Here is a 17351-nt window from a genome sequence, read left to right as displayed (position 1 = left end):
GCCATGCCCCGAGTGGTCCACCCTCGTCCCCCGTCCGACCCGGACGAGCCGGCCGGTGAGTCGGCGCTGCCGGAGCTGGTCGATCCGCACTGGATGCACCGGGCCACCGAGCTGGCCCACACCGGCTTCTGGTCGGTGGCCCGTCGGCTGCCCGCGCTGGTCCGCGAGGCGGTCGGCCTGGCCTGGGCGACCAGCCGCCGGGACACCGCGGCGTCGCTCGGCCTCAACGTGGCCGCCGGCGTGCTCACCACGCTCGGCCTGCTCGCCACCACGGGTGTGCTCCAGCAGCTTTTCGCGGCCGGTCCGACGCCGGCTCGGATCCGGGCGGCGCTGCCCGCCCTGGTGCTGGCCGCGGCGGCCGTCACCACGCGGGGCGCGCTGACCGTCGCGGCGGGATGGGCGCAGGCCCGGCTCATCCCACAGATCAACTACGCGGTGGAGCGGCGGCTGTTCGAGACCACCTCCGCGGTCGAGCTGGCCGCTTTCGACGACGCCGGTTTCGCCGAGGAGATGGACCGGGCCCGCGACCGCGGGCTGGCCGAGGCCGGGTCCCTGGTCGACGACACGGTCAACCTGGTCACCGGCGTGGTGGGGGTGGTGGCCACCGCCGTCGCGGTGGCCGTCGTCCACCCGTCGCTGCTGCCCTGTCTGCTCGTCGCCGCCGCCCCGGAGGCGGTGACGGCGGTGCGGATGGCCCGCCGGCAGCACGTCGACTGGCTCGCCCGGATCACCCGGCGCCGCCGCAAGTGGATGCTCGCCGACCTGATGGCCAACCGGCACACGGCGGCCGAGATCCGCGCCTACCAGATGCGCGACTTCCTGCTCTCGGAGTACCGCCTGATGACGCGTCTGGAGACCCGGGCCGAGCTGCGCCTGGCCCGGGCTCAGACGATCACCCGGGGTGTCGGCCTGTCCGTCACCGGGATCGCCACGTTCGGGCTCTACCTGGTGCTGGGCGCGTTGCTCATGGGAGGCGTGGTGGCGCTCGCGGCGGCGGCCACCGCGCTGCTCGCCCTCCAGTCCGCGCGTGGCAGCCTGCGCACCGCGATCTTCGCCACCAACTCGCTCTACGAGGACGCCCTCTACTACCAGGACTACCGGGACTTCCTCGACCGGGCCGACCGGCGGGTCCCGGCCGGTGGCGAGCGGCCGGTCGACGGGTTCGACCGCATGGAGCTCGACCGGGTCAGCCTGCGGTACCCGGACACCGAGGGCGTCGCCGTCGACGAGGTCAGCCTCACGGTCCGGCGCGGCGAGGTGGTCGCGCTGGTGGGGGAGAACGGCTCCGGCAAGACCACGCTGGCCAAGCTGATCGCCGGCCTCTACCGGCCCACCGACGGCACGATCCGCTGGGACGGGGTGGACATCGCCGAGCTGGACCCGCGCCAGGTCGCCGCCCAGGTCGCGGTGATGAGCCAGGACTGGTGGAAGTTCCCGTTCACCGCCCGGCAGAACATCCGGGTCGGTCGCCACGACCGGGGCGGGCGGCCCGGCCCGACCGTGGAGGCCGCCGCCCGGGACGCCGCCGCGCACGACATGATCAGCGAGCTGCCGTTCGGGTACGACACGCTGCTGGACCGGCAGTTCAAGGACGGTCAGGACCTGTCGGGCGGGCAGTGGCAGCGGCTGGTGGCCGCCCGCAGCCTCTACCGCGACGCCCGGCTGCTGATCTGCGACGAGCCCTCCGCCGCGCTGGACGCGCGCGCCGAGCACGCCCTCTTCGCGCACCTGCGGCGGCACCCGCAACGGGCCGTCGTGCTGATCACCCACCGGCTGGCCAACGTGCGGCACGCCGACCGGATCTTCGTGCTGGACCACGGTCGCCTCGTCCAGCAGGGCGACCACGGCACGCTGATGGCCTCCGACGGCCCCTACCGGCAGCTGTTCGAACTACAGGCGGCCGGTTACCTGGCCGGCACCGGCGAGCCGGCCGCCGAGCGTTGACCGCCAGCTCACGCGTGGGGCAGGATCGCCGGGATGCCCCGCCCCCGCCGCGCCGCCGTCGTCGTGCTGGCCCTGTTGACCGCCGGCTGCTCCGCGTCCGGGGCCGATCCCGCCGCGTCCACCGCCGCGCCCGGGTCCGCCGGCGTGACGCCGGGTGCGCCGTCCGCCACGACAGCGCCGTCGCCCGTGCCGGCCGCCCGGGCCGGGATCGGCGCCCGGCCGAGCGCCCCGGCCCACCCGTGCACCGTGTTCCCGGCCGACAACGTCTGGCACGCCGACGTCTCCCGGCTGCCCGTGCACACCCGGTCCAGCGCGATGATCGGCGCGATCGGGGCCGGCGCGACCGTGCACGCCGACTTCGGCTCCGGGCAGTGGGCGGGCGCGCCGATCGGCATCCCGGTCACCGTCGTCGCGGCCGGGCAACGGAAGGTCCCGGTCACCTTCGGGTACGCCGACGAGAGCGACCCGGGGCCGTACCCGATCCCGCCCGACGCGAAGGTCGAGGGCGGCCCGGCCGGCACCGGCGACCGGCACGTGATCGTCTGGGACCGGGCCGCCTGCCGCGCGTACGAGCTGTTCGACGCGCACCGCTCCGGCGCCGGCTGGCGGGCCGGCTCTGGCGCGGTCTTCGACCTGCGGGCAAATCGGATGCGGCCGGCCGGCTGGACCTCCGCCGACGCCGCCGGGCTGTCCGTGCTCGCCGGGCTGGTCCGCTACGAGGAGGTGGCCGCCGGTCGGATCGACCACGCGATCCGGGTGACCGTGCCGCGTACCCGGACCGGTTGGACGTGGCCGGCCGGTCACTCCGCCTCGTCGGCCACCGACCCCGCCCTGCCGCAGCTCGGTCAACGGCTGCGGCTCAAGCGCTCGGTCGACCTGTCCGGGCTGCCCCGGCAGGCCCGGATCGTGGCCGAGGCGATGCGCCGCCACGGGCTGATCGTGGCCGACCACGGCTCGGCCTGGTACGTCTCCGGCGCACCGGATCCGCGCTGGGACAACGACGCGTTGCATGCGCTGGACCGCCTGCGCGGCAGCGACTTCGAGGTGGTGGACGTCGCCGGCCTGATGGCCGACCCGAAGTCGGCCGCCGTCCGCTGAACCCCGCCGGCTACCGAACCCGGTCGACGCGGCGCGGCCGAACGCCCACACTGTCCGGATGGAACACCGTGACCTGGTCCGGGTGAGCAGACGGATGTCGTTGGCGTTGCGGCACCGTCCCGACCGGTTCGGCCTGACGCTCGATCGGGCCGGCTGGGCGCCGGTCACCGACCTGCTCGCCGCGATGCGGATCAGCCGCGTCGAGCTGGACGCCGTGGTCGCCGGCAACGACAAGCAACGCTTCGCGGTGGAGCCCGGCCCGGACGGGGCCGACCGGATCCGCGCCAACCAGGGCCACTCGGTCCCGGTCGACCTCGGTCTGACGCCGGCGTCGCCGCCCGGCCGGCTCTACCACGGCACCGCCGACGAGGTGCTGGACGCGATCCGGGCCGAAGGGCTGCGGCGGGGACGCCGGCACCACGTACACCTGTCGCCGGACGTGGCGACGGCCCGGCGGGTCGGCGCGCGGCGCTCCGGCGCGGTGGTCGTGCTCGCGGTCGACGCCGCCGCCATGGCCGACCACGGCTATCTGTTCTACCGGTCGGCGAACGGGGTGTGGCTGACCGACACCGTCCCGCCCGGCTACCTGACCGTCAGCACGCCGTGACCGGGTGCGCCACCACGGCGTCGAAGACGTAGGCCAGCGTGTTCGGCGCGGCCCGGTCGGGCTGGCCGGCGCCGGTGCGGTCGGTGGCGCGGGCCCGCAGCGTGTGCCGGCCGACGACCGGTGGGCGCCAGCGCGCGGTCCAGCGCTGCCAGGGGCCGCCCCGGTCGGCGGCCACCAGGTCGGCCGCGCGCCACCCGTCGCCGGTGTCCACCTCGACCCGTTCGATCGGGCCGTTGCCGGACCAGGACCGGCCGCGCAGCAGCAGTTCCTCGCCGGCCGGCACCCGGGCGTCCCAGGCCAGCTCGAACGCGCTCTTCACCGGCTGTGCGCCGAGCACCGCGCCGCCGTCCGGGTGACCGGGGCCGAACAGCCGGTAGAACCGGGTGTTCCAGGGTGAGAACAGCGGCGTGGTGGAGACCTCCACCGGCCCCACCCACTTGATCGAGGAGATGCCGATCCAGCCGGGCACCACCACCCGCACCGGGAAGCCGTGGTCGGCCGGCAACGGCGCGCCGTTCATCTCGTACGCCAGCAGCACGTCGTCGAGCGCCTTGGCGACCGGCAGCGGCCGGCGGACCCGGCCCAGGTCGATCCCGCCGGTGACGTAGTGCGGGTCCAGGCCCTCGGGCATCACGTCGACCGCGTCGTCGCGCAGGCCGGCCCGGCGCAGCACGGCGCCGAGCCGGACGCCGCGCCAGCGGGCCACGCCCACACCGCCCAGCCCCCAGGCCACGCCCGGGGCCGGCTCGCCCTGCTGCGCGGCGAAGAACCGCCGCCCGTTGCCGGCACACTCGACAAGCGCGGTGCTCTCCTCGGCCGGCAGCCGGCGCAGCTCGTCGAGGCTGAACTCCACCGGCGCGGTCCGGGTCGGCGCGCCGTGCAGCCCGTCGCCGAACAGCGACAGTCGCCAGGTTGCCGGGTCGAGTCGCGGGGTGACGGTGTGGTTGCGGACGAAGAAGCGGTCGGTCGGGACCACGTATCCCTGACCGGCCATCGCCGACCAGTGCATCTCGGCGTTGGTGTCCAGTCGACGCAGCAGCTCCGGCGGCAGCGGCTTGGCGATCGGCGGGTCGACGCCGACCGGGACGGCGGTCACCGCGACCGGCTCGCGTTCCGCGGCGGCGGCGGTGACCGCGGCCATGGCGGCGCCCAGCTCCCGCAACGCGTCACGGTCGACGCCGTCGCCGCGTGCCGCACCGGCGAGCCACTGCCGGCTCCGTTCGGCGTCGTGGGCGGCTTCGGTGGGGGACAGGCTCACGGGGACCTCCGGGCTCGGCGACACTGCCTTTCCTATTGAATCAGTAGGAGTTGACTGTCGTCGACGTGGGCCTGCCTCGCCCCGCGGTGCCTATCCCCGACAGGGAGTGGTTGGCGCAGGGCGGGGCTGGCGATACTTCGAGTCATGAACGCGAGAGGACAGCTCGGTGACTTCCTCCGGGCCCGGCGCTCCTAGCTACGGCCGGAAGACACCGGCGTGCCGACGTACGGGGAGCGGCGCCGGGTTCGCGGCCTGCGCCGCGAGGAACTCGCGCTGCTGGCCGGGGTGAGCGCGTCGTACTACTCCCGGTTGGAGCAGGGGCAGGCCGGGAACGCCTCACCCGAGGTGCTCGACGCGCTCGCCCGGGCACTGCGGCTCGACGACGCGGAACGCCGGCACCTGACCGAGTTGGCGGCCGGGACCCGTCGGCGGCCCGCCGTGCGCCGCCCGGCCCCGGAGCGGGTGAGCCCGGCGGTCCGCCAGCTCGTCGCGACGCTCGGCGACGTGCCGGTGGTGGTGCTCGGTCGTCGCGCCGACGTGCTGGCGTGGAACACCCCGGGGCATGCGCTGTTCGCCGGCCACCTGACTCCGGAGATCCCGGAACGGCCGGACCGGTCCCCGAACATGGCACGGCTGGTGTTCCTGGACGCGCACACCCGCGACCTGTACGCGGACTGGCCCACCAAGGCCCGCGCGGTGGTGGCGACGTTGCGGATGGCCTCCGGGCAGGATCCGGACGACCCGCTGATGGCCGCGTTGGTCGGCGAGTTGAGCCTGCGGAGCCCGGAGTTCGCCGCCATGTGGGCCGACCACCGGGTGAAGGCCGGCGGCGACACCGTTTACCGGATGCGTCACCCGCTGGTCGGTGCCATGGACGTGACGCAGCAGGTCCTGCGGACCGAGGGTGGTCAGACCGTCGTCGTCGCCACCACCGAGCCCGGCTCGGCATCGCACGCGGCGATGACGTTGCTCGTGCACAGCGTCACCACCGCCCGTGCCGACGCTGCGCGCCCGCCTGTCCGGCGCGAATAGCACCACCCCGATCGTGCGACGCGAGGTGCTCCGCGAGGAGCGCCGGACCCGTCGCGCCCGTTTCACGCCCACCAAGCAGACCGTCAGTAAGGAACAAGAATGCGTAAGAGAATGATGACCCTCGCCGTCGCGCTCGCCGCGGCGGGGATCGGCGTCGTGACCGCCGTGCCGCCGAACGCCGCACCGGCCGCCACCGCACGGGCCCTGACCGTCGGTTCGGACCGACCGTCCGACCCGTCGGTGACCTCGCGGATCGCGGTCCACTTCGACCTGACGAAGGGGCAGATGCCGGAGAACGTCGCGACCGGCCCGGACGGCACGGCCTACGTCACCTTCGCGGCCTCCCGACAGGTCGCCGCGGTCACCCCCGCCGGGGGGACGCGGATCCTGGCGACCCTGCCGGCCCCCGCCGACGGGGGCGTCCGCACGCCGGTGCTCTCGTTCGCGCTGACCACGGGCATCGTCCGAACGGCCGACGGCACGCTCTTCTTCCTGTACGCGAGTGGCGACGCCGCCTCGACCGGTCTGTACCGGCTACGCCCCGGCCAGGCCCCGCACCGCATCGCGGCCCTGCCGGCCGACGGACTGCCCAACGGCCTGGCGTTCGACGCGACGGCGAAGCGGTTCTACCTCACCGACTCGGTGCTCGGCACGATCTCGACAGTCGCTCTGGACGGCGGCCGGGTCGAGGTCTGGTCCTCGGCGCCCGAACTCGCCGCGACGGGTTTCCTCGGCGCCAACGGCATCAAGGTGCGCGCCGGCGCGGTGTGGGCGACCAACCTCGACCAGGGCACGCTCCTGCGCATTCCGGTGCGGCACGGTCGGCCCGGTCCGGTCCGGGTGGCGGCGGCCGGTCTGGTCGGCATCGACGACTTCGCGTTCGTCGGTGCCGGTGACCGGCAGGTCGTCGCCGCGTTGAACGGGCCGAACACGGTGGTGGGCATCGACGCGGCCGGCCGGTCACGAACGCTGCTGACCACCGCTGACGGGCTCCAGAACCCGACCTCGGTGGCCGTGCGGGGTCGCACCGTCGCGGTGCTCAGTGCCGCGTACACCACAGGCGTCGACCCGAACCTGGTGCTGGCCACCCTGCCGGGCCGCTGACCGGGTCGTACGCCGCGGCGCGGTGCGGGCCGCCGTCCCGCGATGCTGAACACCGGATCGCCCGCCACCGTCGGATGACGGCGACGGGCGGTCCGGCGCTGCCGGCCCTCAGGTGGCGCCGAGCAGGGTCACCACACCGGCGGCCACCAGCACGCCGGCCCACAGCCGGTCGACGTTGAACCAGGCCCGGCGCAGCACGCCGACGCCGAGCACCTCGTACACCAGCAGCGCGACCGTCAGCGCGACACCGAGCATGGCCCCGGTGTGCACGGCCGCCGCGGCGAGCCCGGTCAGCGCGCCGGCCGGCGCGGCGGCCAGGTGCCCGGCGTGCGGCCCGGCGCCGACCGCCGGCTCGGCGAGCAGCACCGGCAGCAGCATCAGCCCCGCGCCGTGCGCCGCCGACATCAGGAACGACCAGGCGGTGAGCTGGGCCGCCGACAGCCGCATCCCGGCCCAGCGGAAGTGCCGGTCGGACAGCAGCCGCCACAGCCCGAACCCGACCAGCAGCACCCCGCCGCCGACCGCGACCGCCGTGCCGGCCGTCACCGAGCGGGTGGCGCTGACCAGCGCGGCGACCACCGCCACCGACGCCAGGTGCCCGGCCGCGATCGGCGGCAGAGCGGCCAGCAGCGCGGCCCGACGGCGTTCCTGCAGGCCCCGGGCCACCGCGAACAGCCAGCCCATCGCCGGGTTCAGGCCGTGGAACGCGCCGAGGCCGACAAGCGCCGCCCAGGTCGCGCCGGTCACGGGAAGCAGTACGAGTCGGACGAGGCGTCGCCGCCCTGCAACCGGGTCTGGTGCACCCGCCGGCCGCGGAACTCGTCCCCGCGCGGGAAGAACCGCGGGTCCGGCACGAGGCCACCGTGCTCCTCGTCGACGTCCAGCTTCGCCACCCAGGCGCCCACGCCGTCGGGATAGAACTGGTCGTCCCAGGCCCCGTAGAGCGAGTTGCTGACGTAGACGCGGCGGCCGTCGCGGCTGATCTCCACCATCTGCGGGCCGCCGGCCAGCGGCTCGTCCGGAAACGCCGGGTGCGGGGTGCGGTCGACGATGCCACCGAGGCGCACCGAGCCGACCCGCACCGGGTGGAACGGGTCGCTGACGTCGTAGCGGATCAGCTCGCCGGTGCCCCAGCAGGAGACGTGCAGGAACCTGTCGTCCACCGACAGGTCGATGTCGGTGACCAGCGGCGGCACCGCCCCGAACGGTTTGAGCAGCTCGGGCAGGTCCGCCGCGTCGGCCGGCTCGGCCGGGATGTCGATCACCTTGGTCACCGCCCAGGCGTCGCCGTCGCGGTGCCACAGCCAGACCGAGGCGGACAGGTCCTCGACGCTGATCACCACGCCGACGAAGCCGTACGACTTCGTCGGGTCGTGCGCGGGGCGCAGCTCCAGCGCCATCTGGTACGCGTCGCCGAGGTCGACGCGTTGCACGTGCCGACGCTTCGCCAGGTCCCAGAAGTGCAGCGCGTGCCCGTAGCGGCGACCGAGCAGCAGCTCGCCGACGATGCCGTCCTCGATCATCGACGGGGTGCCCCACTCGCTGGTGACCAGCACGTCCTGCGTGTAGTGCCACCAGAAGTCGTACGCCAGGAACTGCGGTCCCCGGTCGGCCTCCCACGCGCCGCGTACCTCGAACGTGGTGTGGTCGAGCACCGCGATTCCGCCCGGCCCCTCCTCGCCGTCGGCGCCGCCGAGCGCGGAGACGTAGATGCCGTCCGGCCCGCAGTGCACGGTGTGCGGGCGGGAGTACCCGGCGCGCTCGCCCAGCTCCTTCGCCTCGATCACCTTCACCAGCTCGGGCCGGCGCGGGTCGGGCTTGGTGTCCAGCACGTGGATGCGGGACGAGCGCAGGCCGGGCACGATCAGGTAGCGGCGTTCCACGTGCGGGTGCGGCGCGGTCGGGCAGAGCGCGCTGCTGCACGCGTTCCAGCCGAAGTGGTGCAGCTCGTCGCCGGTGTGCGGCAGCTCGGTCCAGCCCACCACCCGGCCGTACGTGTCCGAGTCCGGGTCGGTGTCCAGCACCGCGATCGCGTCCGGTTGCCGCCCGGCGCGGTCGAACGCGGCCACGTACGCCAGCTTCTCGGCCGGCGCGGCGGCGGCCAGCGTGGGGGAGGGGTAGAACGTCGGGTCCGGGGTCCAGCGGGTCATCGGTGCTCCATCATGGTCACGAGGTGGGTACGCCGAGGCGGTCGAGCAGCCGACGGCGCAGCGCGCCGAGGGCCGGGTCGTCGGGGCTCGGGGCGGGGCCGAGGCCCACCGGGACCTCCTCGGCGATCACGCCCCTGTCGAGCAGCAGGACGCGGTCGGCGAGCAGCAGCGCCTCCTCCACGTCGTGGGTGACCAGCAGCGCCGCGAAGCCGTGCTGGGCGCGCAGCCGGCGCAGCAGCCCCTGCATGCGCAGCCGGGTCAGCGCGTCCAGCGCGCCGAACGGCTCGTCGAGCAGCAGCAGGTCCGGCTCCCGGACCAGCGCGCGCGCCACCGCGACGCGCTGCGCCTGCCCGCCGGACAGCTCGGCCGGCCAGGCCCGGCCCCGGTCGGCGAGCCCGACCTCGGCCAGCGCGCGGCCGACCCGGTCGCCCACGCCCGGCCCGGTGAGGCCGAGCGCCACGTTGTCGGCCACCCGCTTCCAGGGCAGCAGCCGGTGCTCCTGGAACACCACCGCGGCGGTGCCGTGCACCGCGTGCTCGCCGCCCGCGTCGTCGTCCAGCCCGGCCAGCACCCGCAGCAGCGTGCTCTTGCCGGAGCCGCTGCCGCCGAGCAGCGCCACCGTCTCCCCGGCGGCGACGGTGAGGTCGACCCCGGCCAGCACCACGGCGGGGCCGAAGGACCGGGTCACCGCGTGGGCGGTGAGCACCGGTGGCGTCAGGTCGCGCGCAGCCCGCGTCGCCACGTCAGCGTCCTCCGTTCCGCGTACCGGATGAGCAGGTCCGAGGCCAGGCCCAGCAACGCGTAGACGAGCAGGCCGAGCACCACCACGTCGGTCTGGCTGAACTCGCGGGCCTCCATCATCAGGAAACCGACGCCGGTCTGGGCGTTGACCTGCTCGCCGACGACCAGGCTCAGCCAGGCCGCGCCGATGGCCAGCCGCAGCCCGAGGAAGAGCGCGGGCAGCGCGCCGGGCAGCACCACGTGCCGCAGCCGCGCCGCCGCACCGAGTCCGCAGGTGCGGGCCGCCTCGACGAGCCGCTCGTCGATGTCGCGGATGCCGGCGTACAGGTTGAAGTAGATCGGGAAGAACGCGCCGAGCGCGACGAGCGTGACCTTCAGCGACTCGCCGATGCCGACCCAGATGATGAGCAGCGGGACCAGGCCCAGGTGCGGCAGCATCCGGGCCATCTGCACCGGCGGGTCGACCAGGTCGTCGCCGAGGCGCAGCAGCCCGGCCGCGGCGCCGAGCGCCACCGCCAGGCCGCCGCCGATGAGCAGGCCGAGCGCGGCGCGGGTGAGCGAGTCGAGCAGGTGCGTGCCGAGCGTGCCGTCGGCGGCCAGCCGCGCCCCGGTGGCCAGCACCGTGCTCGGCGCCGGCAGCTTCTCCGCGGAGAGCAGGCCGACCCGCGCGGCGGCCTCCCAGGCGACCACCAGCGCGACCGGGCTGACCAGCCGCCACCACCGCCGGCCGGTGCGGGCCCGCGGTCGTCGGGGCGCCGGCGACGGTACGGCCGGGGTGGGCGCCTCGGCCAGCGCCGGGCTGGTCACCGGAACGCCTCGGTGAACCGGTCGTCCACCCGGCCGGCGATGTCCACCGGTCCCGGCACCAGCTTCAGCGCCACGAAGCTGTCCGCGATGGCCTGCAACTCCCGGCCGATGTCCGGCGTGACCGGGGCGAGCGGCCGGGCGCTGCGGGCCAGTGCCCGGGTGGTCACGTCCAGCGGGATCTTCAGCTCCGGGGCGAGCACGGCGGCCCGTTCCGCCGGGTGGGCGATGCCCCAGTCGGTGGTCTCGCGGTAGGTGTCCAGGAAGGCCCGGACGTCGTCGGTGCGGTTCTTCACCGCGCCGGGCGCGGCCAGCACGTACTCCCGGTTGCCGGCCAGGCCGGTGGCGTCGGCGAGCACCCGTACGCCGGGCCGCTCGGCCAGCGCGAAGTAGGGGTCCCAGATGAGCCACGCGTCGACCTGCCCGTTGTCGAACGCGGGTCGTCCCTCGGCCGGCTTGAGGTACTTCACGTTGAGGTCGGCGAGCGTCATCCGGTTCGCCTCCAGCAGCTTCACCAGCAGCCAGTGCACGTTGGAGCCCTTGTTCAGCGCGACCGTCCGCCCGCGCAGGTCGGCGAAGCTCCGGTACGGGCTGTCCGCCCTGACCAGCACCGCCTCGCCCTGCGGGATGGGCTCGGACGTGCCGATCACGGAGAACGGGATCTTCCCGGCGGCGGCGAAGACCGGTGGGGCCTCGCCCACCTGTCCGATGTCGATGGAGCCGGCCTTGAGCGCCTCGGTGAGCGCGGGGCCGCTCTCGAACAGCGACCAGGTGACGTTCTTCGCGGTGCCGCGCGCCTTGACCAGGCTGAGCCCGCCGAAGCGTTGGTAGCCGATCCGCAGCGGTCCGCCGTCGCCGTCGCGGGCGTCGGCGGCCTCGCCGCCACAGCCGGTCAGCGTCGCGGCGGCGAGCAGCACGAGCGTGGTGAGCAGCGCGGTCACCCGGCGGCGGGGTCTCGACGGGGTACGCATGACGACTCCTCGGAAGGGGTGGGGCCCGGCACCTCGGCGGGCGTCAGCAACCTACCAACCCGATAGGTTTTATGGGTAGTCTGTCGGCGCGGTCGTCCCACCCCTCAGGAGGCGGCCCGCCCGACCCGCGCCGGAGGCCCCCATGTCGCTCACCTTCCACTGGTTCCTGCCGACGTACGGCGACAGCCGGGACATCGTGGGCGGCGGGCACGGTGTGCCGGTGGGCACCGCCGGGGGCGCCCGCCCGGCCGACGTGGCCTACCTCGGCCAGATCGCCCGCAGCGCCGAACAGCTCGGCTTCGTCGGCGCGCTGACCCCCACCGGCGCCTGGTGCGAGGACGCCTGGCTGACCACCGCCATGCTCACCCAGGTGACCGAGCGGCTGAGGTTCCTCGTGGCGTTCCGACCCGGCCTGCTCTCACCCACGCTCGCCGCGCAGATGGCGTCCACCTTCCAGCGGCTCTCCGGCGGCCGGCTGCTGCTCAACGTGGTCACCGGCGGTGAGTCCACCGAACAGCGGGCGTACGGCGACTACCTCGACAAGGACGCCCGGTACGCGCGTACCGACGAGTTCCTGCACGTGGTGCGTGCGCTGTGGCGCGGCGAGACGGTCGACCACGACGGCGCCCACCTGCGCGTCTCCGGCGCCCGGCTGGGCCGGCTGCCCGACCCGGTGCCGCCGGTCTACTTCGGCGGGTCGTCCGCCGCCGCCGGGCCGGTGGCCGCCCGGCACAGCGACGTCTACCTGACCTGGGGCGAGCCGCCCGCGCAGGTGGCCGACAAGCTGGACCGGATCCGTGGCTTGGCCACCGCCGCCGGCCGCGAGCTGCGCTACGGCATCCGGCTGCACGTGATCAGCCGGGACACCGCCGACGAGGCGTGGGCGCAGGCCCGCCGGCTGCTCGACGGCATCGCCGAGGACGACATCCGGGCCGTGCAGGAGGGGCTGCGGCGCAGCGAGTCCGAGGGTCAGCGGCGGATGCTGGACCTGCACGGCGGCTCCCGGGACGGGCTGGAGATCGCGCCCAACCTGTGGGCCGGGGTGGGGCTGGTCCGGGGCGGCGCGGGCACCGCGCTGGTCGGCAGCCACACCGAGGTCGCCGACCGGATCGCTGACTACCACGCGCTCGGCATCGACGAGTTCATCCTCTCCGGCCACCCGCACCTGGAGGAGGCGTACTGGTTCGGCGAGGGCGTGCTGCCGATCCTGCGCCGGCGTGGCCTGTGGCGGCACCCGGCCGGCGAGCCGGCCGTCGAGGCGTCGGTCGGGGTGCCGTTCGCACCCCGGCCGGTGCCGGCCCGGGGCTGAGCCGCCACCGTGGTCAGCGCGGGCGCCGGCCGGCCAGGAAGTCGGCGAGCACCCGGGTGTGCGTGGAAAACGCCAGCTCGACCGGCTCGGTGAGCACCAGCCACTCGGTGGCCTCCTCGGTCGGCGCGGACGGCGGCAGGTCGCCGACCGGCCGCTCGGGCAGCACGCCGAAGACCATCATGGTGCCGCCGGCCGGCGTGCCGTGCACCGCGAACAGCCGCGCCTCGCCGGCCTCGGCGAGCAGCCCGGTCTCCTCGCGCAGCTCCCGCACCAGCGCCTCTTCCCACTCCTCACCGAGCTCGATGTAGCCGCCGGGCAGCGCGAGCTGGCCGCGGGCCGGCTCGATGTCGCGGCGGACGACCACCACGCCGAGCCCGTCGGGCGTGCGGACCGGCAGCACCGCCACCGCCACCGGCAGCGGGTTGCGCCACACCGTCTCGCCGCAGGCCGGGCAGACGCGGGGCCACCCGGCGTCCGCCGGGTAGGCCGCGCCGCAGAAGGAACAGTGCGAGTACGCGGTCACGTCGCGCACGTTACCCGGCCCACCGGCCGCCAAGTTGCCCCGTCGGGTGGCGCACCCGGCGCGGAACCCGGTGCCGGAACCGGGCCGGCCGCCTTCACGCCCGGCCCGCCAACTGCTCGCGTGCCTCCATGAGGGCGAAACCGAGCAGGTTCTCGCCCCGCCACGTCGCCGGGTCGGCGGCACGCGGATCGTCGGCGGTCAGACCGATGCCCCAGACGCGGTCCGTCGGACTCGCCTCGACCAGCACCCGGTCACCGGTGCCGAGCAGGAACCGCCGCAACGGCTCGTGCTGGCCGAACTTGGCCACGCTGCCGGCCACGACGATCTCCCGGCGGCGGGCCACCCAGACGGCCTCGTCGAAGTCGCGCACCTGCCGGCCGAGCGCCTTGGCCCGGTGCGGGTGCGTGGCGGCGAGCACCCGCTCGGCGATCGCGTGGTCGTCGAAGAGGGTGGCCTTGTGCCACATCATCCAGTGCTCGGCGGTGGCGAACTCCCGACCGTCCACGGTGAACGCCGCCGGCCACCACTGGCTCAGGCAGCCGGCGCCGACGCTGCCGTCCCGTTGCGGCCGGTGCCCCCAGAAGTGCAGGTATCTCACCGACTGGCCGGCGTCGAGGGCGGCGGTCAGGTCGGCGACGGATCGGATCGGCATGCCCCGCATCCTGCCTGCCCCCACCGACGTTCCGCACGCCGCTTTCCGGGCGGGCCCGTCGAGTCGAGCGGGGGCCCTTCCTCTACCGAATACGTGAGGAAGGGGCCCCGCCTTACCTCAGGGGTGGGTGTGGAAGGCGGCGACCCGCTCGCCGGGGCGTCCCGCGGGGGACCGTCAGGCGCCGAGCCGGCCGGCGACGGTACGCCGCAGCTCGGGCAGCCGGTCGTGCAGCAGACCGGGACACTGCGTGGAGTTGAAGTCCTTGTGCCCGTAGATCTCGGTGGGCGCGATGCCGTACTGCTGGCAGGTGAACGCGCAGAACCAGACCAGGCTGTCCCAGAGCGCCTGCGGCGGCTGCACGTCGAGGTAGATGCCGTCGTTCTCGATGCCGATGGCCTGGCTGTTCTGCCCGACGCAGTGGGCGCCCTGCACCATGCTCTGCCCGTGCAGCAGCCCGTACAGGCTGCCGTGCCGGCCCTCGGTCAGGTAACCGCCCCGGCTGTTGGTGAAGTGCTGCCCGGAGTCGAGCCAGCCGTTGCTGTCCATGTGCAGGTTCTGGATGTCGCGGGAGTTCCGGTAGGCCTGGGCGAGGCTGTAGTCGGTGGTGTTCGGGAACGCGGTGTGATGAATGATGATCTTGTTGGGTCGGCTCTGCACCACGCTCACCGGCGACGACGGGGGACGGGCGCCCCAGGTCGCGCAGTTGGCGATGGTCGGCTGGTCGACCCGGGTGGCGGCGGCCCGGGCGTCGTGGCCGGCGCCGGCCTGGGTCAGCGCGCCGGCGCCGGCGGCGGCGCCGAGCAGGACCGCGCCGCGCAGCACGGCCCGCCGGGGGAGAGGAACGGACATCGGGGCCTCCTCGTCGGGTTCGGACACGGCGGCGGGGCGGGCCGCAGCGACCCGCCCCGCCGGTGGGTCAGCAGGTGCCGTTGCAGGCCAGCACGCGGAGCCGGTCCAGCGTGCCGTTCCAGACGTTCTGGTCACCCGGGAACACGCCGGAGGAGGACCACTGCCAGAACGAGTACGTGCCCCAGCCGGCCGGCAGCGTGCCGACGCTGCTGGAGTACCGCGCGATCCACAGCGGGTTGTTGGCCGCGAACTGCGACGTGTTGCCGGTGCAGGTGCTCCACCAGTCGGTGGTGGTGTAGATGGTGGCCCACCGGCCGGTGCGCGCGTAGTACTGGTTGACGAACGAGGCGATCCAGCTCCGCATCGACGCCTGGCTCAGCCCGTAGCAGGTGGCGCCGTACGGGTTGTACTCGATGTCGAGCGCGCCGGGCAGCGTCCGGCCGTCCCGCGACCAGCCGCCGCCGTGGTCGACGAAGTAGTTCGCCTGGGTCGCGCCGGTGGTGGTGTCCGGGCGGGCGAAGTGGTAGGCCCCGCGGATCATCCCGACGTTGTAGGAGCCGTTGTACTGCTGGGCGAAGTAGGCGTTGGTGTAGTACGTGCCCTCGGTCGCCTTGACGTACGCGAACCGGGCGCCGTTGGCCCAGGCGCCGGACCAGTTCACGTTGCCCTGGTAGCTGGAGACGTCCATGCCGGGCAGTCCGGCCGGGGCGGCCTGGGCGGGCGCGGCGCCGGCCAGGGCCGCGGCGGCGGCGGTGACGGTGGCGAGCAGGGCGGCGCCGGCCGCGCGCAGCGCCGATCGCAGGTGACGGTGCATCTTTCCTCCCTGGGGGTTGCCGCCTCGCGGCGGCGGGAGTACCGAAAGGAACTGTCAACATTAGGTCACAGGGTGGAGAAACTTTTCAAGAGACGCATCGAAGATTTTCTTTGAATTCGGGTCAGCCGAGGCTGCCGAGGGCCTCGGCGGCGGCGCGCTCGCCGGCGGTCACCGCGCCCTCCAGGTAGCCGCTCCACCGGGTCGCGGTCTCCGTCCCGGCCCAGTGCACCCGGCCCACCGGCGCGCGCAGCTCCGGGCCGTAGTCACACCAGGAGCCGGGCGACACCATGCCGCAGAAGCAGCCCCGGGTCCACGGGTCGGCCGACCAGTCGTACTCGACGAGGTCCACCGGGTCGGCGGCGGTCGGGCCGAACAGCGTGGCCAGCGCGTCCCGCAACGCGGCTCGGCGCGCCCCGTCCGACAGCCGGCGCAGCGCCCGCGCCTGCGCGCCGTAGCTGAACGCGGTGAGCACCCCGCCCGGCGAGCCGGGCAGCGAGTTGTCCACCGTCTCGGTGAGCGGCCCGGTGTCGGTGGTGGCCACCCCGGAGCGGCCGTCGGCCCGCCAGAACGGCTCCGGATAGCGCGCGTGCACCTTGACCGCCGCGCCCATCGGCATCCGCTGGGTCAGGCCGTCGCGCAGCGCCGGCAGCGGCGGGTCGTACCGGATCCGGCCGGCCAGCGCCGGGGCCACCGCGACCACCACCGCGTCGCCGTGGTGCGCCTGACCGCCGGCGAGGACCCGGACGCCGGTGGCGTCCTGGGCGATCGCGTCCACCGGCGTGTCGAGGCGCAGCCGATCCGGCGGCAGCGCGTCGGCCATCCGCTGCGCCAGCGCCGCCGGCCCGCCGACGATCCGGTCCTGCTGGGCGCCGCCGGCCATGCCGAGCAGCGACCCGACGCCGCCGCCGCTGCGCAGGTAGAACAGCATCTGCAACAGCGACACCTCGGCCGGCGAGGCGGCCAGCAGCCCACCGGCCAGCAGCCGGCCGGCGTAACGGGCGGTGACCGGGTCGGGCGCGGTGGCGGCGAGCCACCCGCCGAGCGTGGTCCGGTCCCACTCCGCCGCCCCGGCGGCCCGCCAGGGCGCGACCGGGTCGACCCCGGCCGCCAGCGCGTCCAGCGTGTCGAGCAGCCCGGCCAGCCCGGCCGGCGGCCCGGCCACCGGCGCACCGTCGAGCACCAGCGTCGGCGCGCCCCGGGCCGGCGACGGGAACGTCTCCAGGCCGTACGCGGCGACCAGCGCGTACATCCGGTCCTGGGTGGGGCCGATCCACTGCGCGCCGAGGTCGAGCCAGCCACCGCCGGGCAGCGGTCGGCTCAGCGTCCGGCCGCCCACCCGGTCCCGGGCCTCCAGCAGCAGCGACCGCGCGCCGGCCGCCTCGACCGCGAGCGCGCAGGCCAACCCGGAGAACCCCGCTCCCACCACGATCACCCGGCCGTCGCCCACGGCCGGGCATACCCGGATCCCGGCGGGAATCTCGCCCGCCCGGCGTGT

At 74.9% G+C, this 17351-nt stretch carries 17 protein-coding genes; 6 read left to right on the top strand and 11 right to left on the bottom strand.

The genetic code is table 11. The features are described 5' to 3' along the window. The first annotated feature begins 3 nt into the window (after positions 1 to 3). The 3 genes from AB0B02_RS06340 to AB0B02_RS06330 are packed head-to-tail and all read left to right on the top strand — an operon-like array spanning position 4 to position 3649. Positions 4 to 1944 carry an ABC transporter ATP-binding protein gene (locus AB0B02_RS06340; RefSeq protein ID WP_357297336.1) on the top strand — a complete coding sequence of 647 codons (1941 nt, stop codon included), beginning with the start codon at positions 4 to 6 and terminating at the stop codon, positions 1942 to 1944. Between the two features lie 33 nt (positions 1945 to 1977). Then, positions 1978 to 3042, top strand: a complete 1065-nt coding sequence (locus tag AB0B02_RS06335; RefSeq protein ID WP_281941935.1) for a hypothetical protein — start codon at positions 1978 to 1980, stop codon at positions 3040 to 3042. Between the two features lie 58 nt (positions 3043 to 3100). Beyond that, positions 3101 to 3649: an RNA 2'-phosphotransferase gene (locus AB0B02_RS06330; RefSeq protein WP_357297332.1), complete on the top strand. Its 549-nt coding sequence runs from the start codon at positions 3101 to 3103 to the stop codon at positions 3647 to 3649. On the opposite strand, the gene AB0B02_RS06325 is transcribed toward AB0B02_RS06330, so the two are convergent. Beyond that, positions 3636 to 4907 (bottom strand): sulfite oxidase, encoded by a 1272-nt coding sequence (locus AB0B02_RS06325; protein ID WP_357297329.1) that lies wholly within the window; start codon positions 4905 to 4907, stop codon positions 3636 to 3638. The two genes, AB0B02_RS06330 and AB0B02_RS06325, sit on opposite strands and share 14 nt — an antisense overlap. A 216-nt stretch (positions 4908 to 5123) precedes the next feature. On the opposite strand from AB0B02_RS06325, the gene AB0B02_RS06320 reads away from it, so the two are divergent. Both AB0B02_RS06320 and AB0B02_RS06315 read left to right on the top strand, forming a co-directional pair. Continuing rightward, entirely contained in the window at positions 5124 to 5939 is an 816-nt protein-coding gene (locus tag AB0B02_RS06320; RefSeq protein ID WP_357297326.1) for a helix-turn-helix transcriptional regulator, read from the top strand. Between the two features lie 99 nt (positions 5940 to 6038). Next, on the top strand, positions 6039 to 7043 hold the full coding sequence (locus AB0B02_RS06315; protein ID WP_357297323.1) for a hypothetical protein: 1005 nt from the start codon (positions 6039 to 6041) through the stop codon (positions 7041 to 7043). 108 nt (positions 7044 to 7151) lie between these two features. On the opposite strand, the gene AB0B02_RS06310 is transcribed toward AB0B02_RS06315, so the two are convergent. Genes AB0B02_RS06310 through AB0B02_RS06290 form a run of 5 tightly spaced genes read right to left on the bottom strand, consistent with a single transcriptional unit; the run spans position 7152 to position 11709 of the window. After that, on the bottom strand, positions 7152 to 7790 hold the full coding sequence (locus AB0B02_RS06310) for a hypothetical protein (RefSeq protein ID WP_281941926.1): 639 nt from the start codon (positions 7788 to 7790) through the stop codon (positions 7152 to 7154). After that, the gene (locus AB0B02_RS06305) at positions 7787 to 9193 is read right to left on the bottom strand and encodes a selenium-binding protein SBP56-related protein (protein ID WP_281941924.1); all 1407 of its coding nucleotides are present in this window, start codon (positions 9191 to 9193) and stop codon (positions 7787 to 7789) included. The genes AB0B02_RS06310 and AB0B02_RS06305 overlap by 4 nt, the downstream gene beginning before the upstream one ends. Before the next feature lie 16 nt (positions 9194 to 9209). After that, positions 9210 to 9935 carry an ABC transporter ATP-binding protein gene (locus AB0B02_RS06300; protein ID WP_357297317.1) on the bottom strand — a complete coding sequence of 242 codons (726 nt, stop codon included), beginning with the start codon at positions 9933 to 9935 and terminating at the stop codon, positions 9210 to 9212. Next, on the bottom strand, positions 9908 to 10741 hold the full coding sequence (locus tag AB0B02_RS06295; RefSeq protein ID WP_281941921.1) for an ABC transporter permease: 834 nt from the start codon (positions 10739 to 10741) through the stop codon (positions 9908 to 9910). The genes AB0B02_RS06300 and AB0B02_RS06295 overlap by 28 nt, the downstream gene beginning before the upstream one ends. Next, entirely contained in the window at positions 10738 to 11709 is a 972-nt protein-coding gene (locus AB0B02_RS06290; protein ID WP_357297313.1) for a sulfonate ABC transporter substrate-binding protein, read from the bottom strand. The genes AB0B02_RS06295 and AB0B02_RS06290 overlap by 4 nt, the downstream gene beginning before the upstream one ends. Positions 11710 to 11851: 142 nt before the next feature. Between AB0B02_RS06290 and AB0B02_RS06285 the strand changes: the two genes are divergently transcribed. Beyond that, complete coding sequence (locus AB0B02_RS06285; protein ID WP_281941918.1) at positions 11852 to 13018, top strand: LLM class flavin-dependent oxidoreductase; 1167 nt, start codon at positions 11852 to 11854, stop codon at positions 13016 to 13018. Positions 13019 to 13031: 13 nt separating this feature from the next. Here the strand turns inward: AB0B02_RS06285 and AB0B02_RS06280 are convergent, their stop codons facing one another. From AB0B02_RS06280 to AB0B02_RS06260, 5 genes are all read right to left on the bottom strand, one after another. After that, on the bottom strand, positions 13032 to 13541 hold the full coding sequence (locus AB0B02_RS06280; protein WP_281941916.1) for an NUDIX domain-containing protein: 510 nt from the start codon (positions 13539 to 13541) through the stop codon (positions 13032 to 13034). 94 nt (positions 13542 to 13635) lie between these two features. Next, complete coding sequence (locus tag AB0B02_RS06275; protein ID WP_357297308.1) at positions 13636 to 14193, bottom strand: NADAR family protein; 558 nt, start codon at positions 14191 to 14193, stop codon at positions 13636 to 13638. A 174-nt stretch (positions 14194 to 14367) separates the two neighbouring features. After that, a complete protein-coding gene (locus AB0B02_RS06270; protein WP_357297305.1) occupies positions 14368 to 15042 on the bottom strand; it encodes a peptidoglycan recognition family protein in 675 nt (224 codons plus the stop codon). 67 nt (positions 15043 to 15109) lie between these two features. Then, complete coding sequence (locus AB0B02_RS06265) at positions 15110 to 15856, bottom strand: lysozyme (protein WP_281941912.1); 747 nt, start codon at positions 15854 to 15856, stop codon at positions 15110 to 15112. 121 nt (positions 15857 to 15977) lie between these two features. Beyond that, complete coding sequence (locus tag AB0B02_RS06260; protein WP_357297302.1) at positions 15978 to 17303, bottom strand: FAD-dependent oxidoreductase; 1326 nt, start codon at positions 17301 to 17303, stop codon at positions 15978 to 15980. Positions 17304 to 17351 lie beyond the last annotated feature (48 nt).

The sequence above is a fragment of the Micromonospora sp. NPDC049240 genome (assembly GCF_040647835.1).
In the GTDB taxonomy this organism is placed as follows: Bacteria; Actinomycetota; Actinomycetes; order Mycobacteriales; family Micromonosporaceae; genus Micromonospora.
The sequence above is the reverse complement of the archived record's forward strand: the minus strand, read 5'-3'. Positions and strand labels throughout refer to the sequence as shown.

Bases quoted from the DNA above. Each gene is read 5' to 3' on its own strand.
- AB0B02_RS06340 (WP_357297336.1), top strand. From the start codon at position 4: ATGCCCCGAGTGGTCCACCCTCGTCCCCCGTCCGACCCGGACGAGCCG.
- AB0B02_RS06335 (WP_281941935.1), top strand. From the start codon at position 1,978: ATGCCCCGCCCCCGCCGCGCCGCCGTCGTCGTGCTGGCCCTGTTGACC.
- AB0B02_RS06330 (WP_357297332.1), top strand. From the start codon at position 3,101: ATGGAACACCGTGACCTGGTCCGGGTGAGCAGACGGATGTCGTTGGCG.
- AB0B02_RS06315 (WP_357297323.1), top strand. From the start codon at position 6,039: ATGCGTAAGAGAATGATGACCCTCGCCGTCGCGCTCGCCGCGGCGGGG.
- AB0B02_RS06305 (WP_281941924.1), bottom strand. From the start codon at position 9,193: ATGACCCGCTGGACCCCGGACCCGACGTTCTACCCCTCCCCCACGCTG.
- AB0B02_RS06290 (WP_357297313.1), bottom strand. From the start codon at position 11,709: ATGCGTACCCCGTCGAGACCCCGCCGCCGGGTGACCGCGCTGCTCACC.
- AB0B02_RS06285 (WP_281941918.1), top strand. From the start codon at position 11,852: ATGTCGCTCACCTTCCACTGGTTCCTGCCGACGTACGGCGACAGCCGG.
- AB0B02_RS06275 (WP_357297308.1), bottom strand. From the start codon at position 14,193: ATGCCGATCCGATCCGTCGCCGACCTGACCGCCGCCCTCGACGCCGGC.
- AB0B02_RS06270 (WP_357297305.1), bottom strand. From the start codon at position 15,042: ATGTCCGTTCCTCTCCCCCGGCGGGCCGTGCTGCGCGGCGCGGTCCTG.
- AB0B02_RS06265 (WP_281941912.1), bottom strand. From the start codon at position 15,856: ATGCACCGTCACCTGCGATCGGCGCTGCGCGCGGCCGGCGCCGCCCTG.